The sequence below is a fragment of the Pseudomonas sp. Marseille-QA0892 genome (assembly GCF_054950135.1).
In genome coordinates this window covers 4,438,411-4,462,688 of the sequence record NZ_CM143104.1, presented here as the reverse complement: position 1 = coordinate 4,462,688, position 24,278 = coordinate 4,438,411, and the positions used below count along the sequence as shown (strand labels likewise).

Here is a 24,278-nt window from a genome sequence, read left to right as displayed (position 1 = left end):
TGACCTGCGCCGCTGGACCTGCACGAAGGACAAGAACAAACAACTTCGCTCCAGTAACCGAGGACAACAACAATGATCATCTACGGTGTGGCCTTTCTGGCCCTGTGTACGCTCGCCGGACTCTTCATAGGAGAAATCCTGGGCAAATTGCTCGGCGTTCCCGCCAACGTGGGCGGTGTCGGCATTGCCATGATCCTGCTGATCTTCATCGGCAGCTACCTCAACAAGCGCGGCTGGATGGGCGCCAAGACTGAACAGGGTGTCGAGTTCTGGAGCGCGGTCTACATCCCTATCGTCGTTGCGATGGCGGCGCAGCAGAACGTCGCAGGCGCTTTGAGCGGCGGCCCTATGGCGATTCTGGCCGGGCTGGCTGCCGTGGTGCTCGGATTTGCGCTCGTTCCCATGCTTGACCGCCTTGGCCAGCGCCGAACCGAAGCCCCGCCACCCGCGGCGCGTGCCAAACCCGCCACCACCACGCCGCGGTGATCGCCATGTACGAATCGATGCTCAAGGTCATCAATGGATATGGATTGGTCAGCGGCTTCGCCGTCATCGGTGTGACGATGTGGGTGTCCTACTGGTTGTCGGCCAAACTGACCAAGGGGCGGCTACACGGATCAGCGATCGCCATCTTTCTTGGCTTGGTCCTGGCCTATATCGGCGGCGTGACCACAGGGGGCCAGAAAGGGCTTGTGGATATATCGCTACTGTCGGGGATCGGCCTGCTCGGCGGCGCCATGCTACGCGACTTCGCCATCGTCGCCACCGCGTTCGGTGTCAACGCGGAGGAACTCAAGCGAGCAGGCGCGTCCGGTGTGGCTGCGCTGTTCGTGGGCATCCTGGCGTCGTTCGTGGCGGGCGTTGCGGTCGCATTGGCGTTCGGCTACACCGACGCGGTAAGCCTTACGACCATCGGTGCGGGCGCAGTCACCTATATCGTGGGCCCGGTAACAGGTGCGGCTATCGGTGCAAGTTCGGAGGTAATGGCACTGTCGATCGCTGCAGGGCTCGTCAAATCCATCGTGGTGATGCTCCTGACCCCCTTCGCCGCCCCCTTCATTGGCCTTAACAACCCCCGAACCGCAGTGATCTTCGGCGGCATGATGGGGACATCCAGCGGTGTTGCGGGCGGCCTGGCTGCGACGGATCCCAAGCTGGTGCCCTATGGCTGCCTGACAGCGGCGTTCTACACTGCGCTTGGCTGCCTGCTCGGGCCATCGCTGCTGTTTTTCATCGTGCGAGGCATCACGGGCTGACACGGTTTGGCAATGGGCTCGTTACACACTCTGAAATAAATGTGAAAATGCGCGGCGGTCTCCCCGCGCCGCGCATTCTTACGATAATCAGAAACAGAGCCGTGCCCGATGTTCTCTTCCGCTCGCTTTATCAGCCGTACGTCACTGGGCTGTTCGCTTTCACTGTTCGTCACCCTCTTACTTACGCCTCAGAGCGCGTGGGCTGCCAATGCCGACGGCGCCTCCATGAGCCTGCTGTGGGCCGTGCCGTTTGCGGGCATCCTGCTTAGCATCGCGCTGATGCCACTGCTTGCGGCGAGCTTCTGGCATCGCCATTTCGGCAAGATCGTCACCGGATGGACGCTTCTGTTCCTGATCCCCTTTGCCGCGACGTTCGGTGCGCTCCCGACGCTGGAACTGAGCGCGCACGTCCTGATCGCTGAATACATCCCCTTCATCATTCTGCTTTTCACGCTGTTCACCATCTCTGGCGGCATCCTCTTCGATGGCAACCTGCACGGCACGGCACGCCTGAACACCAGCCTGCTCGCACTGGGCACGGTGCTGGCGTCGATGATGGGTACCACCGGTGCAGCCATGCTGCTGATCCGCCCGATCCTCAGGGCCAATGATGACCGTCGACATAACGTACATGTCGTCGTGTTCTTCATCTTCCTGGTAGCCAATGTCGGCGGTGGGCTAACCCCGCTGGGCGACCCGCCGCTTTTCCTGGGCTTTCTGAAGGGCGTTGATTTCCTCTGGACGCTCGAGCACATGGCGCTGCCCGTCGTATTGCTGGCCGTGCCATTGCTGCTGGTGTTCTACGTGATCGACAGTTATCTCTACCGCCGTCACGATGAAATGACCGGAAAGGATCCAACGCCGGACACGCCGCTGCGCATCCGGGGCAAGATCAATTTCCTGCTGCTGGCAGGTGTAGTGGCCGGCGTGTTGCTGTCCGGGACATGGAAGCCAGGCATCAGCGTCGATGTGCTCGGTACGCCCATCCAGCTACAAAACCTCCTACGTGATGTCATCCTCCTGGCAATGGCCGCGATCTCCCTGGCCATAACGCCAAAGGCAATTCGCCAGGACAATGAATTCGAGTGGAGTCCAATCCTTGAGGTAGCCAAGCTGTTCGTCGCGATCTTCTTCACCATTGCACCGGTAATCGCGATCCTCAAAGCTGGCACTCACGGCCACCTTGCAGGGGTCGTTCACCTCGTAACCAATGACGATGGCGCGCCCATCGATATCATGTATTTCTGGATGAGCGGTGCGTTATCCAGCTTTCTCGATAACGCCCCCACGTACCTGCTGTTCTTCAACATGGCCTCGGGCGATGCGCAGGTCATGATGGATTCACTGGGCACGACGCTGCTGGCCATTTCGATGGGCTCTGTCTTCATGGGCGCAATGACCTATATCGGCAACGCGCCAAACTTCATGGTCAAGGCCATCGCGGAACAGCGCGGCGTGAAGATGCCGAGCTTTTTCGGGTACATGCTGTGGTCATGCGGCCTGCTGTTGCCGCTGCTGGTCCTGGTGACCTGGGTCACGCTCTGATCAACCGGCAGACGCCCGAAGCCCGTACATGCGGCATTCAGCCAGGAGCGCGAGCAGATTGGGGTCGCGCTCCTTGGCCTTGAGAAACACCACTCCGATCTGCTGCCGGACGCGGTAGCGTGCGCCTAGCGACACGAGGCGCACCCGGCTTTCATAGACGGCGGCGACCCGTCCGGGCAAAAGTGCGTAGCCGACGCCCGAGCTCACCATGCTGAGCAAGGTGAAGATATCGTTTACCTGCATCGCCACCTTCGGCTCGAAGCCAGCCTGCTGAAACACCTGGGCGCCATCACGATGCGTTGCGAAACCCTGGGTCAGGGTGATGAAGGTGGACTCGCGCAGCTCGGCAAGGTCGACGTCCTCCCGTCCGGAAAATGGCGAAGCCGCCGGCACGGCGAGAAAGATGTCGTCGGTATAGAGCGGCATCTGGATGCAATCCGCATCGCTCACGCTTTCATCCAGCGACACGAGGATGGCATCGAGTTCCATGTTCTTCAGGCGGAAGAACAGGTCCGCATTGGAGCCAAGCGTGAGGTCGATGTTGAGCTCGCTTCGGCGCAACTTCAGGCCCATGATCAGCTGCGGAACCGTCTTGATCGTCAAAGAATACAGGGAGCCCAGCTTGAATCGCTCGGCTGAGAAACCGGCGGCTTCGCGGGTAAGGCGAACGGTTTCTTCAAGATCCTGGACCAGCTTGCGTGCCCGCTCTTCGAGGACATAGGCACTTTCCAGGGGAATGAGATTGCGCCCCTCATGCTTGAAGAGCGGGCACCGAAGGCCATTTTCGAGCGAGTGGATCGCACGGTGGACGCTCACATGGCTGGTATCGAGCTCGGCCGCCGCGCGCGACAGGTTTCCGCTGCGCATGAACGCCAGGAAGATCAACAGTTTCTTGAGCGTCAGCTCCTCGTCCAAGGACATGCGCAGACCTCTCGCGGCGCGTCGATCAACTCGCGCGCCATTCTTATTGTTGGGGCCGTCTTTCCCTTCAACCTCTAGGGGCGTAGGCGAAAACGTCGGCACGCATTTGGTGCGCATCCATGCCGGCCTCGACCAGCGCGTCGAGCGTACCGTATACCATGGCAGGCGACCCGCTGGCATAGACATGCAAGGGCTTGAGGTCTTCAAAGTCCTCGCGTACCGCCTCATGCAGGAGCCCACAACGGCCTTGCCAACCGCAGAGGTCACTGACGACCCTGTGCAGATAGAGATTGGGTTCACGCTCCCAATCGGTCCATCGTTCGACGGTGTAGAAATCCTCAGGTGTACGGACACCCCAATACAGGTGGACCGGGTAGGCGAAGCCTCTGGCGCGACAGTCTTCGATCAGGCTGTGCATCTGCGCCATGCCGGTGCCGGCCGCAATGAGAACCAGCGGCCCCTGTGGCAGTTCTGCCAGGTGGGCATCACCAAAGGGCAGCTGCACCCGTGCGATACCCTCGCGCCGAAGCTGTTCGAGCAAGGCGACACTGCTGTCTTCACGCGCCAGGACATGCAACTCCAGTTCACGCCCTTGTCGCGGCGAAGACGCTAGCGAAAACGCCGACTGACGGCCGTCGTCACGCTGGATCATCAGGTATTGGCCGGCGTGATAGCGGGGCGCACGGCCGGCTGGCGTCAGCAAGCGCACGCGCTGCACGTCGCCGCCCAGATCGTCTATCGAGGCGACCTGGCAGGCCACTTCACGAACCGGGAGCTCACCGGGTGCAAGCACGCCATCCCATTGGATCAGGCAGTCGGTCTGCGGTACGGCAATGCATACCAGGATCTCGCCGTGATCGCGCTCCTCGCTGCCCTGGCGTACGCGGCCCTCGACCAGAAGGGCGGCACAGACGTGGCAGTTCCCATTCCGGCAGTTGTGTGGGCAGTCATAACCCAACCGGCGGGCGGCATCGAGGAGGGTCTCGTCGGGCAGGGTCTCCAGCACCGTACCCGAAGGCTGCAAGGTCACTCTCAATGCGTTATCTCAACATCCAGGTGGATTCAAAGCTCAATCGATGCCCAACTGGCTCCAGAGCTCGTCGACACGTTTGACCACGGCATCGTCCTTCACGATCGCACGGCCCCACTCCCGGTTCGTTTCGCCGGGCCATTTGTGGGTCGCATCCAGCCCCATCTTCGACCCCAGGCCCGAGATCGGCGAGGCGAAGTCGAGGTAGTCGATCGGCGTATTGTCGATCATGACCGTATCGCGCTTCGGGTCCATCCGGGTCGTGATCGCCCAGATCACATCGTTCCAGTCACGTGCGTTGATGTCGTCATCGGTGACGATAACGAACTTGGTGTACATGAACTGTCGCAGGAACGACCAGACCCCAAGCATCACGCGCTTGGCATGGCCCGGGTACTGCTTCTTCATGGTGACGACCGCCATCCGGTACGAACACCCTTCTGGCGGCAGGTAGAAGTCAGTGATCTCCGGGAACTGCTTCTGCAGAATCGGCACGAAGACCTCGTTTAGTGCAACACCGAGGATGGCAGGCTCATCCGGCGGACGCCCCGTGTAGGTGCTGTGGTAAATCGGGTCACGACGACGCGTAATGCGCTCGACGGTGAACACAGGGAACCGGTCGACTTCGTTGTAGTAGCCGGTGTGATCTCCATACGGACCTTCATCGGCCATTTCGCCTGGATGAATGACGCCCTCAAGCACGATCTCGGCACTTGCCGGGACCTGCAGGTCATTGCCGCGGCATTTGATCAACTCGGTTCGGTGCCCACGCAGCAGCCCCGCGAAGGCATATTCGGACAGGGTATCGGGTACTGGCGTCACAGCGCCGAGTATCGTGGCAGGATCTGCGCCCAACGCTACCGCGACAGGATATGGGGTATTGGGATGCTTCTGGCACCACTCGCGGAAGTCCAGCGCACCGCCCCGATGACTCAGCCAGCGCATGATCAGCTTGTTTCGACCAATCACCTGCTGGCGATAGATGCCCAGATTCTGCCGTTCCTTGTTGGGCCCGCGTGTAACGGTCAGGCCCCAGGTGATCAGCGGCGCGACGTCGCCCGGCCAACAATGCTGGATAGGCAGGCGACCGAGGTCAACGTCATCGCCCTCTTCGACAACCTCGTGACATGGGGCGTCCTTGAGCACCTTTGGCGCCATGCTGATGACTTTCTTGTAGATCGGCAGCTTCGACCATGCATCCTTGAGCCCCTTGGGTGGCTCGGGCTCCTTGAGGAACGCCAGGAGCTTGCCGATCTCACGTAGCTCCGACACATCCTCGGCCCCCATGCCCAGCGCGACGCGCTCAGGTGTGCCGAACAGATTGCCGAGCACGCGCATGTCGAACCCGGTAGGCCGCTCGAACAGGAGCGCCGGCCCCTGCTTGCGCAAGGTGCGGTCGCAAATCTCGGTCATTTCGAGAATGGGAGACACGGGAACCTGGACGCGCTTGAGTTCGCCACGCTTTTCCAGCGCCCCGATGAATTCGCGCAGATCGCGATACTGCATGCATGGGCCTCGTTTGGGCTTGCAGGTGAGCCGCCGAGTTTAGCCCGCATTTGCGGCACTGTCCCTAGCCAATGCCTGTAAGCAGAAACGACGAGGCCGGGTTTCCCCGGCCTCGTTGGCACCTTTGCGTTTACTTGCTGCGACGCATCGACTGGAAAAACTCGTCGTTGGTCTTGGTGTCCTTGAGCTTGTCGAGCAGGAACTCGATAGCGGCAATCTCCTCCATCGGGTGGAGAATCTTGCGAAGAATCCAGATGCGCTGCAGCTCTTCCTCGCCCGTCAGCAACTCTTCGCGGCGTGTGCCGGAACGGTTGATGTTGATTGCGGGGAAGACGCGCTTCTCGGCCACGCGGCGGTCGAGCTGGAGCTCGAGGTTACCTGTGCCCTTGAATTCCTCGTAGATGACCTCGTCCATCTTCGAACCCGTCTCGACGAGCGCGGTTGCAATGATGGTCAGGCTGCCGCCCTCTTCGATGTTACGGGCCGCACCGAAGAAACGCTTGGGCTTCTCCAGAGCATGGGCGTCGACACCACCGGTCAGTACCTTGCCGGAGCTCGGGATGACGGTGTTGTAGGCACGGGCCAGGCGGGTGATGGAATCCAGCAGGATGACCACGTCCTTCTTGTGCTCGACCAGCCGCTTGGCCTTCTCGATCACCATCTCGGCGACCTGCACGTGGCGTACGGGCGGCTCGTCGAACGTCGACGCAACCACTTCACCGCGCACAGTGCGCTGCATCTCGGTCACTTCCTCGGGGCGCTCATCGATGAGCAACACGATGAGGTAGCACTCGGGGTTGTTACGGGTGATGTTGCTGGCGATGTTCTGCAGCATGATCGTCTTGCCCGCCTTTGGCGGTGCGACGATCAGGGCGCGCTGGCCCTTGCCGATAGGTGCGCAGAGGTCGATCACGCGGCCGGTGAGGTCTTCGGTGGAACCGTTACCGGCTTCCATCGTCAGGCGCTTGGTCGGGAACAGCGGTGTCAGGTTTTCGAACAGGATCTTGCTCTTGGCGTTTTCCGGACGATCAAAATTGATCGTGTCGACCTTGAGCAGCGCAAAATAGCGCTCGCCTTCCTTGGGAGGGCGGATCTTGCCGACGATGGTGTCGCCGGTGCGCAAGTTGAAGCGGCGGATCTGGCTGGGGGAAACATAGATGTCGTCGGGGCCGGCCAGGTAGGAGGAATCCGCCGAACGAAGGAAGCCGAAGCCGTCCTGGAGAATCTCCAGCACGCCGTCGCCCGAGATCTCCTCACCGCTTTTCGCATGTTTTTTCAGAAGGGAGAAGATCACGTCCTGCTTGCGGGAGCGGGCCATGTTCTCCAGCCCCATTTGCTCCGCCATGTCCAGCAGTTCGGCGATCGGCTTTTGCTTGAGTTCAGTCAAATTCATAGGAATGGACGTAATTAGAGAAGGTATGGAAGCGTATAGCTTGGATGGCCGCGCCGCGGAGAGCGACAGATGCGCTGAATTCTTCGAATGAGTTGGCGGCGGCGGTGCGGAAAGGCTGCCGGGGAGGCAGCAGGAGCCCGAATGTAACACCGAGCCCCAGGCGAGTCCAGCACCCAGCCATAAAAAAACCCCGCGAGCGGCGGGGTTTATTTCAGACGGTGACCTCGATCAGATATTGCTGTCGAGGAACGCCATCAGTTGCGACTTTGACAGTGCGCCGACCTTGGTCGCTTCGACATTGCCGCCCTTGAACAGCATCAGGGTCGGGATACCGCGCACGCCGTACTTCGGAGGAGTGTCGGCGTTCTCGTCAATGTTCAGCTTGCAAATCTTAAGCTTGCCCTGATAGTCCTTGGCCACTTCGTCCAGCACCGGCGCAATCATCTTGCACGGACCGCACCATTCGGCCCAGTAGTCGACCAGCACAGGACCGTCCGCTTGAAGGACGTCCTTCTCGAAGCTGGCGTCGCTGACTTGGGTGATGAATTCGCTCATTGAGTTTCTCCGGAAGCGGAAACAAAAGTGCCGCCATCATAGCCCGGTCGGCCGCCCTCTGAAAGCGCTGGCCGCCCATGTCCGGCTGATGACGTTGATTAGTGTTATCAATCGATTCCTGCTTACGTCGAGGGTTCAAACCGCCGGGCAAGCGACCCTTCCGGCCGGCTCCGCGTGTATCTCTCGCATAGCGCAGCTTTCCGTCATTTACCTAACGTGGCACGATGGCGACGTTTTTCAGTCGAGACGCTTTCCATGCCCGCCCAGCTGACCGAGACCTTTCCCCTGATCGCTGCCATCGATCTGGGCTCGAACAGTTTCCATATGGTTATCGCCAAGGCGGACCACGGCGAAATTCGCATCCTCGAACGCCTTGGCGAAAAGGTTCAACTCGCGGCCGGGCTCGATGAGCACCGCCAATTGAGCGAAGAAGCCATGCAGCGCGGCCTGGACTGCCTTCGCCGCTTCGCGCCGCTGGTCGCGGGCCTGCCCCAGGGCGCGGTCCGGATCGTCGGCACCAATGCCCTGCGCGAGGCGCGCAACCGTGCTGTTTTCCTGCGCCGCGCCGAGGCGCTGCTCGGCCATCCAGTCGATGTCATTTCCGGGCGAGAGGAAGCACGCCTGATCTACCTGGGCGTCTCACATACCCTGCCTGCTACCAGCGGTCGCCGCCTGGTTGCCGATATCGGCGGCGGCAGTACCGAGTTCATCGTCGGCCAGATGTTCGAACCTCTCCTGCGCGAAAGCCTGCAGATGGGCTGCGTGAGCTACACCCAGCGCTATTTCCGTGATGGCAAGATCACGCAGACCCGCTACGCCCAGGCCTACACGGCGGCAAGGCTTGAATTGATGGGCATCGAAACAGCGATCTGTCGACTGGGCTGGGACGAGGCGATCGGTTCGTCCGGCACGATCCGCGCCGTGGGCCTTGCGCTGAAAGGCGCGCGCCGCAGCAATGGCGAGGTCAACCACGAAGGGCTGGTATGGCTCAAGCGCAAGCTGTTCAAGCTCGGCGACATTACTCGGATCGATTTCGAAGGGATCAAGCCAGACCGCCGTAGCATTTTCCCGGCGGGCGTCGCGATTCTAGAGGCGATCTTCGACGCGTTTGATGTAAAGGAAATGACCCATTGCGATGGCGCGTTGCGTGAGGGCGTGCTGTATGACCTGCTGGGTCGCCATCAGCATGAGGACGTTCGCGAGCGCACCTTGAGCGCGCTGATGGAACGCTACCACGTCGACACCGAGCAGGCCGCGCGTGTCGAGCGCAAGGCGCTGTCAGCGTTGTCGCAGGTGGCCCGCGAATGGCAGCTCGAAGAGGAATGGCAACGTGATCTGCTGACCTGGGGCGCTCGTGTTCACGAGATAGGGCTCGATATCGCGCACTACCACTATCACAAGCATGGCGCCTACCTGATCGAGCATTCCGATCTTTCCGGCTTCTCGCGCCAGGACCAGCAGATGCTGGCGCTGCTGGTGCGCGGCCACCGTCGCAATATCCCGCTCGACAAGTTCACCGAGTTCAGCGAGGAAGAAAGCGAGCGCCTGGTTCGCCTGTGCATCCTCCTGCGGTTCGCCATTCTCTTCCATCACATTCGGGGCGCACAGGACATGCCACGCGTACAACTCAAGGCTGGGCCACGCAGCCTTGAACTGGTATTCCCGGACGGCTGGCTCGCAGCCAACCCGCTGACCCAAGCCGATTTCGAGCAAGAAGCCCAGTGGCTCGAGCGGGTCGGCTATACCCTGACGGCGCGCTGAGTGCGGGCGCCCCGCCTGGACAGGTAGCCCGGCACTACCTGTCCTCGTTGTCGAGCTGGGCCAACAGAGCTGCCGCCTCGGCAAACTGCGACTCGTTGAATACGACGACACCCTGACGCTTCAACGCAGCCGCGGTCACGCCCTCTCCGGCCACGCGTGTCCCACTGAACGTCCCGTCGTAATTCTCGTCATTGCCACAGGACGGACTGCGGGCCTTGAGTAACGCGATGCGAATCCCGTACTGCTCGACCAACTGCAGCGCCTCGTTGGCGCCACGGACAAAAGCGCCGGTCACATCATCGCCCACGTCCGTCAACACCGGCCGCTTGCCATCGAGTACGTCAGCGCCTTGCCCACCCGGGATTTCCGCTGGCGCGCGAGGCGTCGGCAAGCCACCGAATACTTCCGGGCAAAGCGGGACGACGCGGCCTTGTCCATGCCACTGCGCCAGCAGATCGAAGGGACCATGCGCGCCGCCGTCGTAACGCACACGCTGTCCCAGCAGGCAGCGGCTGACCAGTATTTTCGCGAGCATGGTGCTCATAGCGGCAGCGCGGCGCGACGACGGAACCAGCCGGTCAACGACAGCCGATCACGCGCCGCGGGCAATACCTCATGCAACATTCCGGCGGAGAGGAATACCATCAGCGTTCCGCCCAGGGGCGGAATATCGCGCCAGCCGTCCCCCTGATGCAGACGTAGCGCACCGCCGTCTTCGGACTGCCACTCTTCGTTTAAATAGAACACCACCGAGACCGTCCGGCGATCATCGTCATTGAATCGGTCGACGTGGCGTGCGTAGAAGGCGCCCGGCGGATACAACGCGAAGTGCCCTTCGAAGTCCTCCAGCCCCAGAAACAGCGACTGGTTGAGCACCACACGCAACCCTTCAAGCGTATCCAGATAGCGATCACAGGCCGAACTCTGCCCGGGTTCCACCCAAAGGATCCGATCCCCGCGAACGCCTTCGCGAACCTGCTGGCCAGCGCCCCGCCCGATCGCAGCCGGCGCCAGCTCGCCAGCCCGAGCCCGCTGGCGACATTCCACTGCCAGTTCATGCATGAGGCTTCCTGGCAGGAAGGCCGGTTGCTCGGACCAGCCCTGCTCGGCCAGATCGTCGGCAATGCGTTGAAGCGTGAGGTCAGCGGGCGCGAGCGAAAGCATCAGAAGTCGTCCTGTGCGAACCGCCAGATCGGTGGCATCTGGCATGTGCTTGAAACCTTGCAGGATACTGAGGTCATGCTGGCTGAAACAGCGCCTTTTCGTCTTACGATTTCCGACGGCATGTGCCTCGACAGCCTGCCGCGCGCCACCGACAATAGCGCATTGCTCCCGGCGCCTCCGACGCGCCGCCCTCCACCTGTCCGGAGTGTTAGATGCGTCTGCTGTTGGCCCTGCTCCTGCTGCTTCCCCTGCCGTCCCTGGCGGATGACTACACGGCGCTCTATCAGGCAGCGGGTTGGCCCACCCAGCGTGAACACTTTGGCGCCGCATTGGCGGCCGCACAGAAGCGCTATCAGAACACCTTGCCGCCGGCGGTTTACCAATCCCTTGTACAGAACAGCAACCGCCGTTTCGCGCCCGATGCGATGGATCAGCGCGCACAAGGTGTGCTGCGGTCGCGGCTGGCGGATGCCCGCGCACCGCTGCAATTTTTCCAGACCGACGTAGGCCGCAAGATCGTAACGGCGGAAACACTGGCGACCTCGCCTGCGCAACTGGCCAAGTATGCAGACGGCCTGCCCCGGACTCAGGCGGAGGCGACTCGCCGCCTGTTGATCCGGCATTTGGCCCAGTCGCTACCGGCGGGCCAGGCCGGCGCCGAGGTCAGCCTGGCACTTGCCGGTGTTGCGGCCGACAGCCTGAGTTCAATGTTGCCGGGGCTCTTCGGCGAAGCGAACCCCGCACTGGGTCTCGTCGAAGGCCAACGCCAGCGCATCGTCGAGCAGATCAATGAAGACCTCGACAACACCCTGATGCATGTCTACCGCAACCTCTCCGATGCGGAGCTCGCCGAGTTCGTCGAATTCGTGCAGTCGCCGGAGGGCAAGCAATACTACGACGCCGCGCTTGCCGCGTTGCGCGCTGCGTTGAACCCGTCCAGCAGGGGGTCAGGCACCTCGACCTGACGCCATCTCACTCTTCCAGCTGGACCTTCAGGAAATCCAGATACTGCTGCCGCGTTTCCCGTCGCTCATTGGCGAGGTGATGCCGGGCCCCGGGTATGAGCAGCGTCTGTGGCGTATCGAATTTCTGTTTCAGGACCTTCAGGTTGTAGCGCCAATCCACGGTCAAATCCGCATCACCCTGGACGACGATTGGCCGACGCGGTGAAGGCGCCGATGATTCGATCTGCGGAATCCAGCGCGCCAGCGCACCGACCCAGGCGGACGGCAGTACCTTGGCCTGGAGCGGGTCCCGCGTATGCACGAAGTCGATGAATGCGGTGTCCGTCGAGTTGACCGTAAAACGCCGTGGCAACTCGCGCACGAACGGGCTCAATGCGTGGTAACTCAAGCGCGACCGTACCCAGGCACGTGGGCGCACCAAGGGTGCCAACAGAATCGATCGCCCTACCTCGTCGCGGACGTCGCCGCGCAGCAAATGGTCCACCACGATCGCCGCGCCGGTACTCTGCCCGCAGAGGTGCCACGGCGCTGGCAAATTGAGCCGGTCCGCCTCACCCAACAAGGCTATGAGCACATCGTGGTAGTGCCCGAAATCCTCGATGCTGGCCGGTGCGCCTTCGGACAGGCCGTGCCCGGGCAAATCGCAGGCAATGACGGCGAAACCCTGGCCAAGTGCCCAGCGTATCAGGTGGCCATAAAGCCCCATATGATCGTAATAGCCATGCAGGAGCACCCAGGTGCCCTTTGGCTGCTCGGGCAGCCACGCCTGCCCAGCGATGCGGTAGCTGGCGGCCTGAAACATGAAGAACTCGATGAACACGTCCGCAGGCGCAATGCCGTAGTACTGTCGGTACACGTGCAGTAGGCGCCCATCAGGTGGCGTTCCGGCGGCTACGAGATCTCGCAGGGCGGACGGATCGAAAATGGAAGGCATGCGTAATCCATAGACTTTTTGCCCGCAACCACGAGCAGGCGCCGCTCCTCGGAACGACGCCGGTGAAAAGAACCAACACCGGCAAGGCGAAGCCCAATCTTTATCGACAGCGTAGAGAGCATGCCATGAAAGGCGCACGAAGCGGATGGCTGGGAATCGGTTTGGGCTTGATGACAACCATGGCATTTGCCCAGGGTACCGGTCCGACCGTGCCGGATACGCCACCGGCCCCCCTGGACAGTGAGCAACATCGGATGGAGCCCGAGCGGACAACGCGGCCATCCGCGCCACCCGCTGAAGACCAGACGCTGGAGCAGGAAAATCAGCAGCGCCCACGTAGTGAGCGGCTGCCTCCGGAGGTTGCGCCGGGCTCGACGAACGCGCCCGCCTCTCCAGGTCGCCGCCCCTGAACCGATCAAGGGGCGGTCTTCCCGTCAGGCTTGAGCGGGCTGGGCCTGCGCAGCGCCAGTGGTCTCTTCCATCGCTTGGCGCATCGCCTGGATACGGCGCTTTTCAGCGCGCTGCGTGAAGTACCAGGCCATGAAGGTGAACAGTGACACCGCCAGCAGGATCAGACTTGCTACCGCATTGATTTCCGGCTTCACGCCAAGGCGCACCGCCGAAAAGATCTCCATGGGGAGCGTGGTCGAACCGGGTCCGGAAACGAAACTCGCCAGCACCAGGTCATCCAACGAGAGCGCGAAGGACATCATGGCGCCTGCCATCAGTGACGGCGCGATCATTGGAATCGTGATCAACACGAATACCTTCCAGGGGCGCGCGCCCAGATCCATCGCGGCTTCCTCGATAGACAGGTCCAGCTCCCGCAAGCGAGATGACACCACTACGGCGACGTAGGATGCACAGAAGCTGGTGTGCGCGATCCAGATCGTCGTCATCCCCCGCTCGGCCGGCCAGCCGATCATCTGCGCCATCGCCACGAAGAGCAGCAACAGCGACAGACCGGTGATCACTTCCGGCATGACCAATGGCGCTGTCACGATCCCGCCGAACAGCGTGCGCCCGCGAAAGCGCGGGATGCGTGTCAGCACGAAAGCCGCCAGCGTACCCAGGAACACCGAACTGATGGCCGTGTAGAACGCGATCGTGAGGGAGCGGAACACCGCCCCCATCAACTGGGCGTTGTCCAGCAGCCCCGCGTACCAGTGCGTCGACCACCCGCCCCACACCGTCACCAGGCGCGACGCGTTGAACGAGTAGATGACGAGGATCACCATGGGCAGGTAGATGAAGATCAGCCCCAGACAGAGCATGACCTCGGCGAAACCGATACGCTTCATGCCTTGCCCTCCAGCGCCTTGGCCTGGTTCCGGTTGAACAGGATGATCGGAATGATGAGGATGAGCAGCATGATCACCGCCAGCGCCGACGCAATTGGCCAGTCGCGGTTGGCGAAGAACTCCTGCCACAGCACCCGCCCAATCATCAGCGTTTCGGGACCACCCAACAGTTCAGGGATCACGAACTCACCGACCGCCGGGATGAACACCAGCATGCAGCCGGCAATGATGCCGTTCTTCGAGAGTGGCACGGTGATACGCCAGAAGCTGGTAAAGCGGCTGGCGCCCAGGTCGGACGCCGCTTCGAGCAGACTCTCGTCGTGCTTCACCAGGTTGGCGAACAACGGCAGGATCATGAACGGCAGATACGAGTAGACGATGCCCACGTATACGGCGAAATCCGTGTTGAGCATGCGCAAGGGCGAACTGATCAGACCGATTCCCATGAGGAACTGGTTGATAAGGCCACTGCTGCTCAACAATCCCATCCATGCATACACACGAATGAGGATCGCAGTCCATGTCGGCATCATGATCAGCAGCAACAGCACCGTCTGCGCCTGACGACTGGAGCGCGCAATGGCATAGGCCATTGGATAGCCGATGAACAAGCAGAGCAACGTACTGATGAGTGCAATCTTCAGTGAGCCCAGGTACGCATACAGGTACAGGTCGTCTTCGGTCAGGAAGAGGTAGTTGCCCAGGTTGAGCACCACCGTCAGCTGCTGGTCGGCCCACGTAAAGATATCCGTATAGGGCGGAATCGCTACGGCGGCTTCCGAGAAGCTGATCTTCAGGACGATGAAGAACGGCAGCAGGAAGAACAGGAACAACCAGGCGAAGGGAATCCCGATGACCAGGCGGCGGCCATCGAACAGACGCTTGAGCAGGCCTCCGCGCATGCTCATGACTGCAGCACCACGCCACTGTCGTCATACCAGCTGACGTACACCGCCTGATCCCAGGTTGGCCGCTTCACGTGTCGCTCGGAGTTGGCCATGAACGCCTGTACCACCAGGCCTGAGTTCAGCTTGATGTAATACACCGAATGGCCACCCAGGTAGGCGATGTCGTAGACGATGCCCTGGTCCCAGTTGTAGCCGTCGTGTTCAAGGTCCTCGGGCTTGCTGAGGCTGACCTGTACCTTCTCCGGGCGTAGCGCGTAGGTCACGCGCTTGTCTTCGGCGCGTGTACTGATGCCATGGCCGATATAGATGGGTCGCTCGAGCGTCGGGCAGGTGATGATCGCGTGGTCCGAATCATCGTGGGTCAGCTCGCCGTCAAACAGGTTCACGTTACCAATGAACTCGCACACCAGGCGGCTGGCGGGTGTTTCATAGATATCCATGGGGCTACCGACCTGAGCGATCCAACCAAGGTGCATGATTGCGATGCGCTGAGCCATGGTCATGGCTTCTTCCTGGTCGTGCGTCACCATCACGCAGGTCACACCGACCCGCTCGATGATCTCGACCAGTTCCAGCTGCATCTGCGAGCGCAGCTTCTTGTCCAGCGCGCCCATGGGCTCGTCGAGCAGCAACAGCTTCGGCCGTTTAGCCAGCGAGCGGGCAAGCGCGACGCGCTGGCGCTGGCCACCCGAGAGCTGATGCGGCTTGCGCTTTGCGTACTGGGACATGTGCACGAGCTTGAGCATCTCGGCGACACGCTCGTCGATCTCGGCCTTGGCCATCCGATCCTGCTTGAGACCAAACGCGATGTTCTGCGCAACCGTCATGTGTGGGAACAGGGCATAGGACTGGAACATCATGTTGATGGGCCGGTCGTAAGGCGGCATGTTGGTGATGTCCTGGCCATCGAGGAAAATGCGCCCTTCGGTGGGCCGCTCGAAGCCGGCAAGCATGCGCAGCAGAGTGGACTTTCCGGAACCGGAACCACCCAGCAGCGCGAAGATTTCGCCTTTGTTGATGCTCAGCGAAACATCGTCCACCGCCACCGTTTCATCGAATTTCTTGGTTACCCGGTCGATCCTGACCAACGTTTCCTTGGGTTGCTGGCTGCCTTCGACGGCCTTCTTAAAGGCGCTGGTAGCGACTGCCATAGGCGGGGACTCCTAAAGAGGGCCTGTCACACAGGCCCTTGTATCGGTTACTGACCGGACTTGATCTTTGTCCAGCTGCGGGTTGCGATCCGCTGCATGTTGGGTGGCAGCTCGGCCTGGATATACAGGTTGTCGAGTACCGCCTGCGGCGGATAGACGGAATCGTCCTCGCGCACGCTCGGGTCCATGTATTCGTCGGATGCCGGGTTCGGGTTGGCATAGCCGACGTAGTCACTGACCTCGGCAATCACTTCGGGCTGCAGCAGATAGTCGATGAAGGCATGCGCCTCCTTCACGTTCTTCGCATCCGCCGGGATCGCCAGCATGTCGAACCACAGGTTCGCACCCTCCTTCGGGATCGCATAAGCGATTTCGACGCCCTTTCCGGCCTCTTCGGCACGGTCGGCCGCCTGGAAAACATCACCCGAATAGCCGAAGGCCACGCAGATGTTGCCGTTGGCAAGGTCCGAGACGTATTTCGAGGAATGGAAATAGGTCACGTACGGGCGGACTTCCATCAGCTTGGCCTCGGCCTTGGCATAGTCGTCCGCGCTCGTGGTGTTGGGATCGAGCCCCAGGTAGCGCAGCATCGCGGGAAGCACTTCGTCCGGCGAATCCATGAACGACACGCCGCACTTGCTGAGCTTCTTCATGTTCTCCGGCTCGAAGATAGCCGACCAGGAATCGAGCGTGTCGACCCCAAGCACTTCCTTGACCTTCTCCACGTTGTAGCCGATCCCGTTCGTACCCCACAGGTACGGCACAGCATACTGGTTACCTGGATCGTTCTTCTCCAGCTGCTTTAGCAACGCCGGATCCAGGTTCTTGAAATTCGGCAACTGGCCGCGATCGAGTTTGCGGAACGCACCCGCCCTGATCTGCTTGCCGAGGAAATGATTCGTGGGCACGACCACGTCGTAGCCGGAGCGACCGGCAAGTAGCTTGCCTTCGAGCGTTTCGTTGGAATCGAACACGTCGTAGACAGGCTTGATACCCGTGGCATTCTGGAAGTCTTCCAGTGTGTTCTCACCGATGTAGTCGGTCCAGTTGTAGATGTGCACCACCCCTTGGGCGTGGGAAGCACCGGTAAACACCAGGCCAAGCGCGGCAGCCATCAGGCTATGGCGGGTAGACGATCGCACTCGTCAGCTCCTTTTTGTTGAACGTGTGTCACGCAGGGCACCGGCGCGCACGAGGCGCACCGGCGGGAACACGCCGAGCCCGAAGGCCCGGGTCAAGGCTTACTGACCGGACTTGATACGCGTCCAGCTGCGCGTCATGGCACGCTGCGTTTTCGGATCCAGATCCGGGAAGGTGTAGATCTTCGCCATGACATCCTCGCTCGGGTAGACACCCGGGTCGGTGCGAATGGCTTCATCTACCAGCTCAGTGGCGGCCTTGTTGCCGTTCGGGAACTGAACGTAGTTGGTGATATCCGCCATCACCTTCGGCTCCATCAGGTAGTTGAGGAACGCGTGGGCGTTTTCGGCATTCTTGGCATCGGCAGGCACAGCGAGCATGTCGAAGAAGGCACCGGCGCCTTCCTTCGGAATGTTGTAGCTGATGTTCACACCGTTATTGGCTTCCTCGGCGCGCGACTTGGCCTGGTAGATGTCACCGGAGTAACCGATCGCTACGCAGGTGTTGCCGTTGGCGAGGTCGGAAATGTACTTGGACGAATGGAAGTAGGCGACGTCCGGCCGGATCGACAGGAACAGCTCTTCGGCTTTCTTCAGCTCGTCGGCCTTGCCGCTGTCTTCGGCGAAGCCCAGGTAGTGAAGCGCAGCCGGAATGATTTCGGTTGGCGAGTCGAGGAACGATACGCCGCACGATTTCAGCTTTTCCATGTTCTCGGGCTTGAACACCAGATCCCAGCTATCAACGGGCGCGTCGGTACCCAGAGCGGCCTTCACCTTCTCGACGTTATAGCCGATGCCGATGGTGCCCCACATGTATGGAATGGCGTACTGGTTGCCCGGATCGCTTGAGTCGAGCGCCTTCAGCAATGCCGGATCGAGGTTTTTCCAGTTCGGCAGCTTGGACTTGTCCAGTTTCTGGAACACGCCAGCCTTGATCTGCTTGGCCAGGAACGGGTTGGACGGCACGACGATGTCGTAGCCGGAATTGCCGGACAGGAGCTTGGCTTCGAGCGTCTCGTTGCTGTCGAAGACGTCATAGACCACCTTGATGCCCGTTTCTTTCTGGAAGTTCGCCAGGGTGTCCTCGGCGATGTAATCCGACCAGTTGTAAACGTGCAACACCTTTTCCTGGGCTTGTGCGACGCCACCGATGGCACTCGTTAGCGCCATGGCGAGCAAGGTCTTGCCGAAAATCTTCATGTACAGCTCCTGTGATTCTCATTGGTCCGGCGGTCACCGCCACGCCTTTTTTTGTCCCCCTTTCTGCAAAGGAGCCAGCGCAGCGCGAAGTCTGTAAGTTCGAACGCCGATTTACAACTTCGGCGTTCGTCCATTCATCACGATCGCAGGGCCCGTTCCGTCAGGTCGAGGCAGGTTCTGGCCTTGTCGATCAGCTCATCGATTTCCGCGTTCCCGATCACCAGTGGAGGCGAGATGATCATGGTGTCGCCGACGGCGCGCATGATCAGGCCATTCTGGAAGCAGTGTTCGCGGCAGAGCATGCCGACGCCGCCCTCGAAACGCTCGCGTGTGTCCTTGTTTTTGACCAGTTCCAGTGCACCGACCATGCCCACACCGCGCGCCTCGCCGACCAGCGGATGATCTGCAAGCTCCCGCCAGCGCTGCTGCAAATAAGGTGCCGTCTGGGTCTTCACACGTTCGACGATACCTTCCTGCTTGAGAATCCGGATGTTTTCCAATGCCACCGCGGCGGCTACTGGGTGCCCGGAGTAGGTGAACCCGTGATAGAACTCGCCACCTTCGTTCAACGTCGCGACGACGTCGTCACGCACAATCACGCCCCCCATGGGGATGTAGCCGGAGGTAAGCCCTTTCGCGATGGGCATGAGATCCGGGGTGATGCCGTAATACTGGGAGCCGAACCATTCGCCGGTGCGCCCGAAGCCACAGATCACTTCATCGGCGATGAAGAGAATGTCGTACCGCGAAAGGATCTCGCGCACCTTCGGCCAGTAGGTTTCAGGGGGAACGATCACGCCGCCTGCGCCCTGGATCGGCTCGGCGATGAACGCGGCCACGTTGTCCTCACCAATCTCCAGAATCTTCTTCTCAAGCTGCTCGGCGGCCCAGACGCCGAAATCGTCCGGCGACATGTCGGCGCCCTCGCCATACCAGTACGGCTGCGGGATATGCTCGATACCCGGGATCGGTAGATCACCCTGTCCGTGCAGTGCTTTCATGCCGCCGAGGCTAACGCCGGCGACGGTGGAGCCGTGGTAACCGTTCCAGCGACCGATCACGACCTTCTTCTGAGGCTGACCCTTGGTTGCCCAATAATGGCGCACCATGCGCAGCACGGTATCGTTGGACTCGGAGCCCGAACCCGTGAAGAACACATGGTTCATGCCTTCCGGCGCGACATCTGCGATCGCCTTGGCAAGCTCAAGTGCCGGTGGATGGGCGGTCTGGAAAAACAGGTTGTAGTACGGCAGCTCCTGCATCTGGCGATACGCCGCGTCAGCCAGCTCTTTGCGTCCATAGCCGACATTGACACACCAGAGCCCGGCCATCCCGTCGAGGATCTTATTGCCCTCGCTGTCCCAGAGGTACACGCCCTCGGCACGTGTAATGATGCGTGCGCCCTTGGCGTTGAGCTGCTTGTAGTCGGTGAAGGGCGGCAGGTGATGGTCGCGGCTGAGGTCTTGCCATTCGCGCGTCTGGTTGGTCATGTCTGGCCTCCTGCTTCTAATTGGACGAATCATGTCCTTGAGAGAAAGAGGCGGTGCCTGCGACACCGCCTGAACGTCATACCGAGAACAGCAGGAACTCGCGTTCCCATGAGCTGATGACTCGCTTGTAGTTCTCGTGCTCGGCGCGCTTGACCGCGACGTACCCGCGGATGAATTTTTCGCCGAGGTATTTTTCGATCGCCTTGCAGTTTTCGAGGCGCTCCAGCGCATCCTCGATGGTCAGCGGCAGCCGCAAATTGCGCCGCTCGTAACCACGGCCCTTGACCTGGGCGCTGGGCCGAATCCCCTCAACCATCCCGATGTAGCCACAGAGCAGGCTCGCGGCAATGGCGAGATAGGGGTTGGCGTCCGCACCGGCGAGGCGGTTCTCCACCCGGCGGTTCTGAGGTGATGCGTCAGGTACGCGAAGGCCTACCGTACGGTTCTCTTCACCCCATTCGACGTTCACCGGCGCTGAGGTATCCGGCAGGAAGCGACGGAACGAGTTCACGTTCGGCGCGAATAGCGGCAGCAGCTCCGGAATGAACTTCTGAAGGCCGCCGACGTGGTGCAGGAACAGCTCGCTCATCGCCCCGTCTTCGGTCGAGAAGATGTTCTTGCCCGTCTCCATATCAACGACGCTCTGGTGCAGATGCATTGCACTGCCGGGTTCGTCCGTGATGGGCTTGGCCATGAAGGTCGCGGCCACGTTGTGCTTGAGTGCGGCTTCGCGCATGGTGCGCTTGAATACGGTGATCTGGTCAGCCAGGTGCAGCGCATCGCCGTGACGGAAGTTGATTTCCATCTGCGCAGGGCCTTCCTCATGGATGAGGGTATCCAGGTCGAGCTCCTGCATCTCGCACCAGTCATACATGTCCTCGAACAACGGGTCGAACTCGTTGGCCGCATCGATGGAGAAGGACTGGCGACCGGTTTCCGGACGGCCAGAGCGGCCGAGTGGGACCTGCAACGGAAGGTCCGGGTCTTCACAGCGCTTGGTCAGGTAGAACTCCATTTCCGGCGCGACGATTGGGCGCCATCCGTGGTCGGCGTACAGCTTGAGGACCTTCTTGAGGATATTGCGCGGCGACAGCTCGATGGGATTGCCCATCTTGTCGAAGGTGTCGTGAATGACCATCGCTGTCGGCTCGATCGCCCAGGGCACCATGTAAATGGCCCCGGCATCGGGACGGCAGAACATGTCGATGTCCGCCGGATCGAGCAGGTCGTAGTAGATGTCATCCTCGACGTAATCGCCGGTCACGGTCTGCAGCAGTACACTTTCCGGCAGCCGCATGCCCTTCTCGTCGAGAAACTTGTTGGTAGGCGAGATCTTGCCGCGGGCGATACCGGTCAGGTCGCTGATCAGGCATTCCACTTCGGTGATCTTTCGTTCTTTCAGCCAGCTTGTTAGCTGGTCTAGCGTGGTAGTCATAAAGACCTCTAGTTTTTGAGGTACCCGTTATGCGACGCATCCGGCTGCTGCCGCATTCGTCTGCCAGGCCACCCCGGATACCGGCGCTCGGCGCCGGCTCAGCGCGACCTCGCCCGCTCGCGACAGGCCTCGCCGAAGGCCTGGAAGATGGCGAGATACTGCGGATTGGAGCGCACTTGCCACTCTGGGTGCCATTGCACCCCCAAGGCAAAGGCAGGCGCGCCTTCTACGGATACGGCCTCGATCAAGCCATCAGGCGCGAGCCCCTCGACGCGCAAGCCGGGCGCCAGTGTCTGAATGCCCTGAGCATGAATGGAATTGACCTGGAACTCGCCAGGCAAGCCAAGGGATTCGAGCACCCCGCCCGGCTGCACCTTCAGCGAATGCACGGGCGCATATTGAACCTCAATGGGCTCATCGTGGGGTTCACGATGGTCCATGAAGCACCCGACTTCATGAACCTTTTGATACAAAGACCCACCAAAAGCCACGTTCATCTCCTGAAAGCCCCGGCATACGCCAAGTACAGGGATGCCAAGCGCTACCGCGCGCTTGAGCAGCGGCAGTGTCGTACTGTCCCGCTCGGGGTCGTGGAGCGTGCCGGGATCGCTGTCAGGCCCGTGATAGAGGTATGGCTGCACATTGGATGGGGACCCGGTGAACAAAAGCCCGTCGAGACTCTCCAGCAGCGCGTCGACGTCCAGAAGGTCACCAAGAGCGGGTATGATCAGGGGCATGCCTCCGGCGCCGAGCGAGACCGCTCGTACGTACTTGTCGCCGGCAATATGAAAAGGATGCGGACCGAGTTGCTTGCTGCATGCGGTCACACCAACGATGGGCGGGCGAGACATGAGGCACCGATCTGTGCTGTTGTGGGTCTGAATCGAGCTTAGCGCCGTTCATTTTTTTCCACAACACGGGTGTAAAAAATTGAACACACCCACGCCAAGGCCCGCCAACCGTAGCGCCCAAGCCAGATGGACCGGCTTCGGCTGTTGCTCCAAAAAAGGCCATTCGAGCCCATTTTTGGGGCGCACTGGACCGCTATTGACAGGCCATGGGGTTTCGGATTGACTCCATACAGCGGTTCGAATGATTGAAATTTTTAACAACACAGGTGTTGCATCATGTCGGTACCCCCGCGTGCCGTTCAGCTGGAAGAAGCGAACGCGTTCCTTGAGGAACATCCCGAGGTGCAGTTCGTAGATCTCCTCATTGCAGATATGAATGGGGTGGTTCGTGGCAAGCGCATCGAGCGCGCCAGTCTCACCAAGGTCTACGAAAAAGGCATCAATCTCCCCGCTTCACTCTTTGCCCTCGACATCAATGGCTCCACCGTCGAAAGCACCGGCCTTGGGCTGGATATCGGCGATGCGGACCGAATCTGCTATCCCATCCCCGGCACGCTCAGCAGCGAGCCCTGGCAGAAACGCCCCACCGCCCAACTACTGATGACCATGCACGAACTCGATGGTCGGCCTTTCTTTGCCGATCCCCGTGAAGTCCTGCGTAGCGTCGTCGAGAAGTTCGACGAGATGGGCCTGACCATCTGCGCCGCGTTCGAACTCGAGTTTTACCTGATCGACCAGGAAAACGTGAACGGGCGCCCACAGCCGCCACGCTCTCCCATCTCAGGCAAGCGCCCGCACTCGACGCAGGTCTATTTGATCGACGACCTGGACGAGTACGCGGACTGCCTGCAGGACATGCTGGAAGGGGCAAAAGTGCAGGGCCTGCCGGCCGACGCCATCGTCAAGGAAAGTGCACCTGCGCAATTCGAGGTCAACCTTCACTACACCGAAGATGCGCTGAAGGCCTGCGATCACGCCGTGCTGCTGAAGCGCCTCGTGAAAAACATCGCCTACGACCATGAGATGGATACCACCTTCATGGCCAAGCCCTACCCGGGCCAGGCGGGCAACGGACTGCACGTACATATTTCGCTACTGGACAAGGACGGCAACAACATCTTCGCCAGTGATGATCCCGAGCAGAACGCCGCGTTGCGCCACGCGGTCGGCGGTGTGCTCGAGACCATGCCGGCTTCAATGGCCTTCCTCTGCCCTAACGTGAACTCGTACCGCCGTTTCGGCGCGCAATTCTATGTGCCCAATGCACCGAGCTGGGGCCTGGATAACCGCACGGTTGCCCTGCGCGTACCAACGGGGGCCTCCGAGGCCGTCCGGCTTGAGCACCGTGTTGCCGGGGCCGATGCCAACCCTTACCTGATGATGGCCGCGATTCTCGCCGGCATCCACCATGGCCTGACCAACCAGGTCGAGCCCGGCGCTCCGGTGGTGGGCAACGCCTACGAGCAGATGGAACCGTGCTTGCCGAACAACCTGCGCGACGCGCTCCGGCAGCTCGACGACAGCGAGATCATCAACCGCTATATCAGCCCCGAGTACATCGACATCTTCGTCGCGTGCAAGGAAAGCGAGCTGGAGGAATTCGAGCACTCGATCTCGGACCTCGAATACAACTGGTACCTGCATACGGTGTGATGATCGACGCATAAAAACGCCATGCTGATGCATGGCGTTTTTGTTCCAGCCCTCGTCCTCATGCCTGTAGGTTTGGCTTCAGCCGGCCGCTGTGTGCCGCCTGTGCTGGAATCTTCCAAC

The 24,278-nt window shown here is 60.8% G+C and carries 23 protein-coding genes; 7 read left to right on the top strand and 16 right to left on the bottom strand.

What is annotated here, in order from left to right:
• Positions 1–72: 72 nt before the first annotated feature.
• The 3 genes from madL to ACY8D3_RS20640 all read left to right on the top strand — a co-directional run bounded on the left by madL (position 73) and on the right by ACY8D3_RS20640 (position 2,801).
• Positions 73–486: a malonate transporter subunit MadL gene (gene madL / locus ACY8D3_RS20650; protein ID WP_462380713.1), complete on the top strand. Its 414-nt coding sequence runs from the start codon at positions 73–75 to the stop codon at positions 484–486.
• A 5-nt stretch (positions 487–491) separates the two neighbouring features.
• Complete coding sequence (gene madM / locus ACY8D3_RS20645) at positions 492–1,256, top strand: malonate transporter subunit MadM (protein WP_462380712.1); 765 nt, start codon at positions 492–494, stop codon at positions 1,254–1,256.
• A 108-nt stretch (positions 1,257–1,364) separates the two neighbouring features.
• A complete protein-coding gene (locus ACY8D3_RS20640) occupies positions 1,365–2,801 on the top strand; it encodes a sodium:proton antiporter (RefSeq protein ID WP_462380710.1) in 1,437 nt (478 codons plus the stop codon).
• On the opposite strand, the gene ACY8D3_RS20635 is transcribed toward ACY8D3_RS20640, so the two are convergent.
• The 5 genes from ACY8D3_RS20635 to trxA form a co-directional block, all read right to left on the bottom strand.
• Positions 2,802–3,722, bottom strand: coding sequence for a LysR family transcriptional regulator (locus tag ACY8D3_RS20635; protein ID WP_462380709.1), 921 nt, complete (start codon positions 3,720–3,722; stop codon positions 2,802–2,804). It lies immediately after the preceding gene.
• Positions 3,723–3,789: 67 nt separating this feature from the next.
• Positions 3,790–4,758, bottom strand: a complete 969-nt coding sequence (locus ACY8D3_RS20630; RefSeq protein ID WP_462380707.1) for a CDP-6-deoxy-delta-3,4-glucoseen reductase — start codon at positions 4,756–4,758, stop codon at positions 3,790–3,792.
• Positions 4,759–4,791: 33 nt separating this feature from the next.
• On the bottom strand, positions 4,792–6,258 hold the full coding sequence (gene ubiD, locus ACY8D3_RS20625; protein WP_462380705.1) for a 4-hydroxy-3-polyprenylbenzoate decarboxylase: 1,467 nt from the start codon (positions 6,256–6,258) through the stop codon (positions 4,792–4,794).
• A gap of 130 nt (positions 6,259–6,388) precedes the next feature.
• Positions 6,389–7,651: a transcription termination factor Rho gene (rho, locus tag ACY8D3_RS20620; RefSeq protein ID WP_462380704.1), complete on the bottom strand. Its 1,263-nt coding sequence runs from the start codon at positions 7,649–7,651 to the stop codon at positions 6,389–6,391.
• Between the two features lie 228 nt (positions 7,652–7,879).
• Positions 7,880–8,206, bottom strand: a complete 327-nt coding sequence (gene trxA, locus ACY8D3_RS20615; protein ID WP_462380702.1) for a thioredoxin TrxA — start codon at positions 8,204–8,206, stop codon at positions 7,880–7,882.
• Positions 8,207–8,461: 255 nt separating this feature from the next.
• Between trxA and ppx the strand changes: the two genes are divergently transcribed.
• Entirely contained in the window at positions 8,462–9,967 is a 1,506-nt protein-coding gene (gene ppx, locus ACY8D3_RS20610) for an exopolyphosphatase (RefSeq protein WP_462380701.1), read from the top strand.
• Between the two features lie 34 nt (positions 9,968–10,001).
• On the opposite strand, the gene ACY8D3_RS20605 is transcribed toward ppx, so the two are convergent.
• Together ACY8D3_RS20605 and ACY8D3_RS20600 are read right to left on the bottom strand one after the other, a co-directional pair.
• Positions 10,002–10,502, bottom strand: a complete 501-nt coding sequence (locus ACY8D3_RS20605; protein WP_462380699.1) for a 2-thiouracil desulfurase family protein — start codon at positions 10,500–10,502, stop codon at positions 10,002–10,004.
• A gap of 5 nt (positions 10,503–10,507) precedes the next feature.
• Complete coding sequence (locus ACY8D3_RS20600) at positions 10,508–11,131, bottom strand: 2OG-Fe(II) oxygenase (RefSeq protein WP_462384477.1); 624 nt, start codon at positions 11,129–11,131, stop codon at positions 10,508–10,510.
• Between the two features lie 212 nt (positions 11,132–11,343).
• Between ACY8D3_RS20600 and ACY8D3_RS20595 the strand changes: the two genes are divergently transcribed.
• Positions 11,344–12,096, top strand: a complete 753-nt coding sequence (locus tag ACY8D3_RS20595; RefSeq protein ID WP_462380698.1) for a hypothetical protein — start codon at positions 11,344–11,346, stop codon at positions 12,094–12,096.
• 7 nt (positions 12,097–12,103) lie between these two features.
• On the opposite strand, the gene ACY8D3_RS20590 is transcribed toward ACY8D3_RS20595, so the two are convergent.
• Positions 12,104–13,030 (bottom strand): alpha/beta hydrolase, encoded by a 927-nt coding sequence (locus tag ACY8D3_RS20590; RefSeq protein ID WP_462380697.1) that lies wholly within the window; start codon positions 13,028–13,030, stop codon positions 12,104–12,106.
• A 125-nt stretch (positions 13,031–13,155) separates the two neighbouring features.
• Here ACY8D3_RS20590 and ACY8D3_RS20585 point away from each other — a divergent pair, with 125 nt between their 5' ends.
• The gene (locus tag ACY8D3_RS20585) at positions 13,156–13,440 is read left to right on the top strand and encodes a hypothetical protein (protein WP_462380696.1); all 285 of its coding nucleotides are present in this window, start codon (positions 13,156–13,158) and stop codon (positions 13,438–13,440) included.
• Positions 13,441–13,464: 24 nt separating this feature from the next.
• Here the strand turns inward: ACY8D3_RS20585 and ACY8D3_RS20580 are convergent, their stop codons facing one another.
• From ACY8D3_RS20580 to ACY8D3_RS20545, 8 genes are all read right to left on the bottom strand, one after another.
• The gene (locus tag ACY8D3_RS20580) at positions 13,465–14,331 is read right to left on the bottom strand and encodes an ABC transporter permease subunit (RefSeq protein WP_462380695.1); all 867 of its coding nucleotides are present in this window, start codon (positions 14,329–14,331) and stop codon (positions 13,465–13,467) included.
• Entirely contained in the window at positions 14,328–15,233 is a 906-nt protein-coding gene (locus ACY8D3_RS20575; RefSeq protein ID WP_462384475.1) for an ABC transporter permease subunit, read from the bottom strand. Before ACY8D3_RS20575 ends, ACY8D3_RS20580 begins: the two co-directional genes overlap by 4 nt.
• Before the next feature lie 2 nt (positions 15,234–15,235).
• Positions 15,236–16,390 carry an ABC transporter ATP-binding protein gene (locus tag ACY8D3_RS20570; protein ID WP_462380694.1) on the bottom strand — a complete coding sequence of 385 codons (1,155 nt, stop codon included), beginning with the start codon at positions 16,388–16,390 and terminating at the stop codon, positions 15,236–15,238.
• A 47-nt stretch (positions 16,391–16,437) separates the two neighbouring features.
• A complete protein-coding gene (locus tag ACY8D3_RS20565) occupies positions 16,438–17,505 on the bottom strand; it encodes a polyamine ABC transporter substrate-binding protein (protein WP_462384473.1) in 1,068 nt (355 codons plus the stop codon).
• A 126-nt stretch (positions 17,506–17,631) separates the two neighbouring features.
• Entirely contained in the window at positions 17,632–18,729 is a 1,098-nt protein-coding gene (locus ACY8D3_RS20560; RefSeq protein WP_462380693.1) for an extracellular solute-binding protein, read from the bottom strand.
• A gap of 137 nt (positions 18,730–18,866) precedes the next feature.
• Positions 18,867–20,219 carry an aspartate aminotransferase family protein gene (locus ACY8D3_RS20555; RefSeq protein ID WP_462380692.1) on the bottom strand — a complete coding sequence of 451 codons (1,353 nt, stop codon included), beginning with the start codon at positions 20,217–20,219 and terminating at the stop codon, positions 18,867–18,869.
• Between the two features lie 76 nt (positions 20,220–20,295).
• Positions 20,296–21,654 (bottom strand): glutamine synthetase family protein, encoded by a 1,359-nt coding sequence (locus ACY8D3_RS20550; protein WP_462380691.1) that lies wholly within the window; start codon positions 21,652–21,654, stop codon positions 20,296–20,298.
• Between the two features lie 98 nt (positions 21,655–21,752).
• On the bottom strand, positions 21,753–22,505 hold the full coding sequence (locus ACY8D3_RS20545; protein WP_462380690.1) for a gamma-glutamyl-gamma-aminobutyrate hydrolase family protein: 753 nt from the start codon (positions 22,503–22,505) through the stop codon (positions 21,753–21,755).
• 276 nt (positions 22,506–22,781) lie between these two features.
• Here ACY8D3_RS20545 and ACY8D3_RS20540 point away from each other — a divergent pair, with 276 nt between their 5' ends.
• Positions 22,782–24,158: a glutamine synthetase family protein gene (locus ACY8D3_RS20540; RefSeq protein ID WP_462380689.1), complete on the top strand. Its 1,377-nt coding sequence runs from the start codon at positions 22,782–22,784 to the stop codon at positions 24,156–24,158.
• Positions 24,159–24,278: the final 120 nt, after the last annotated feature.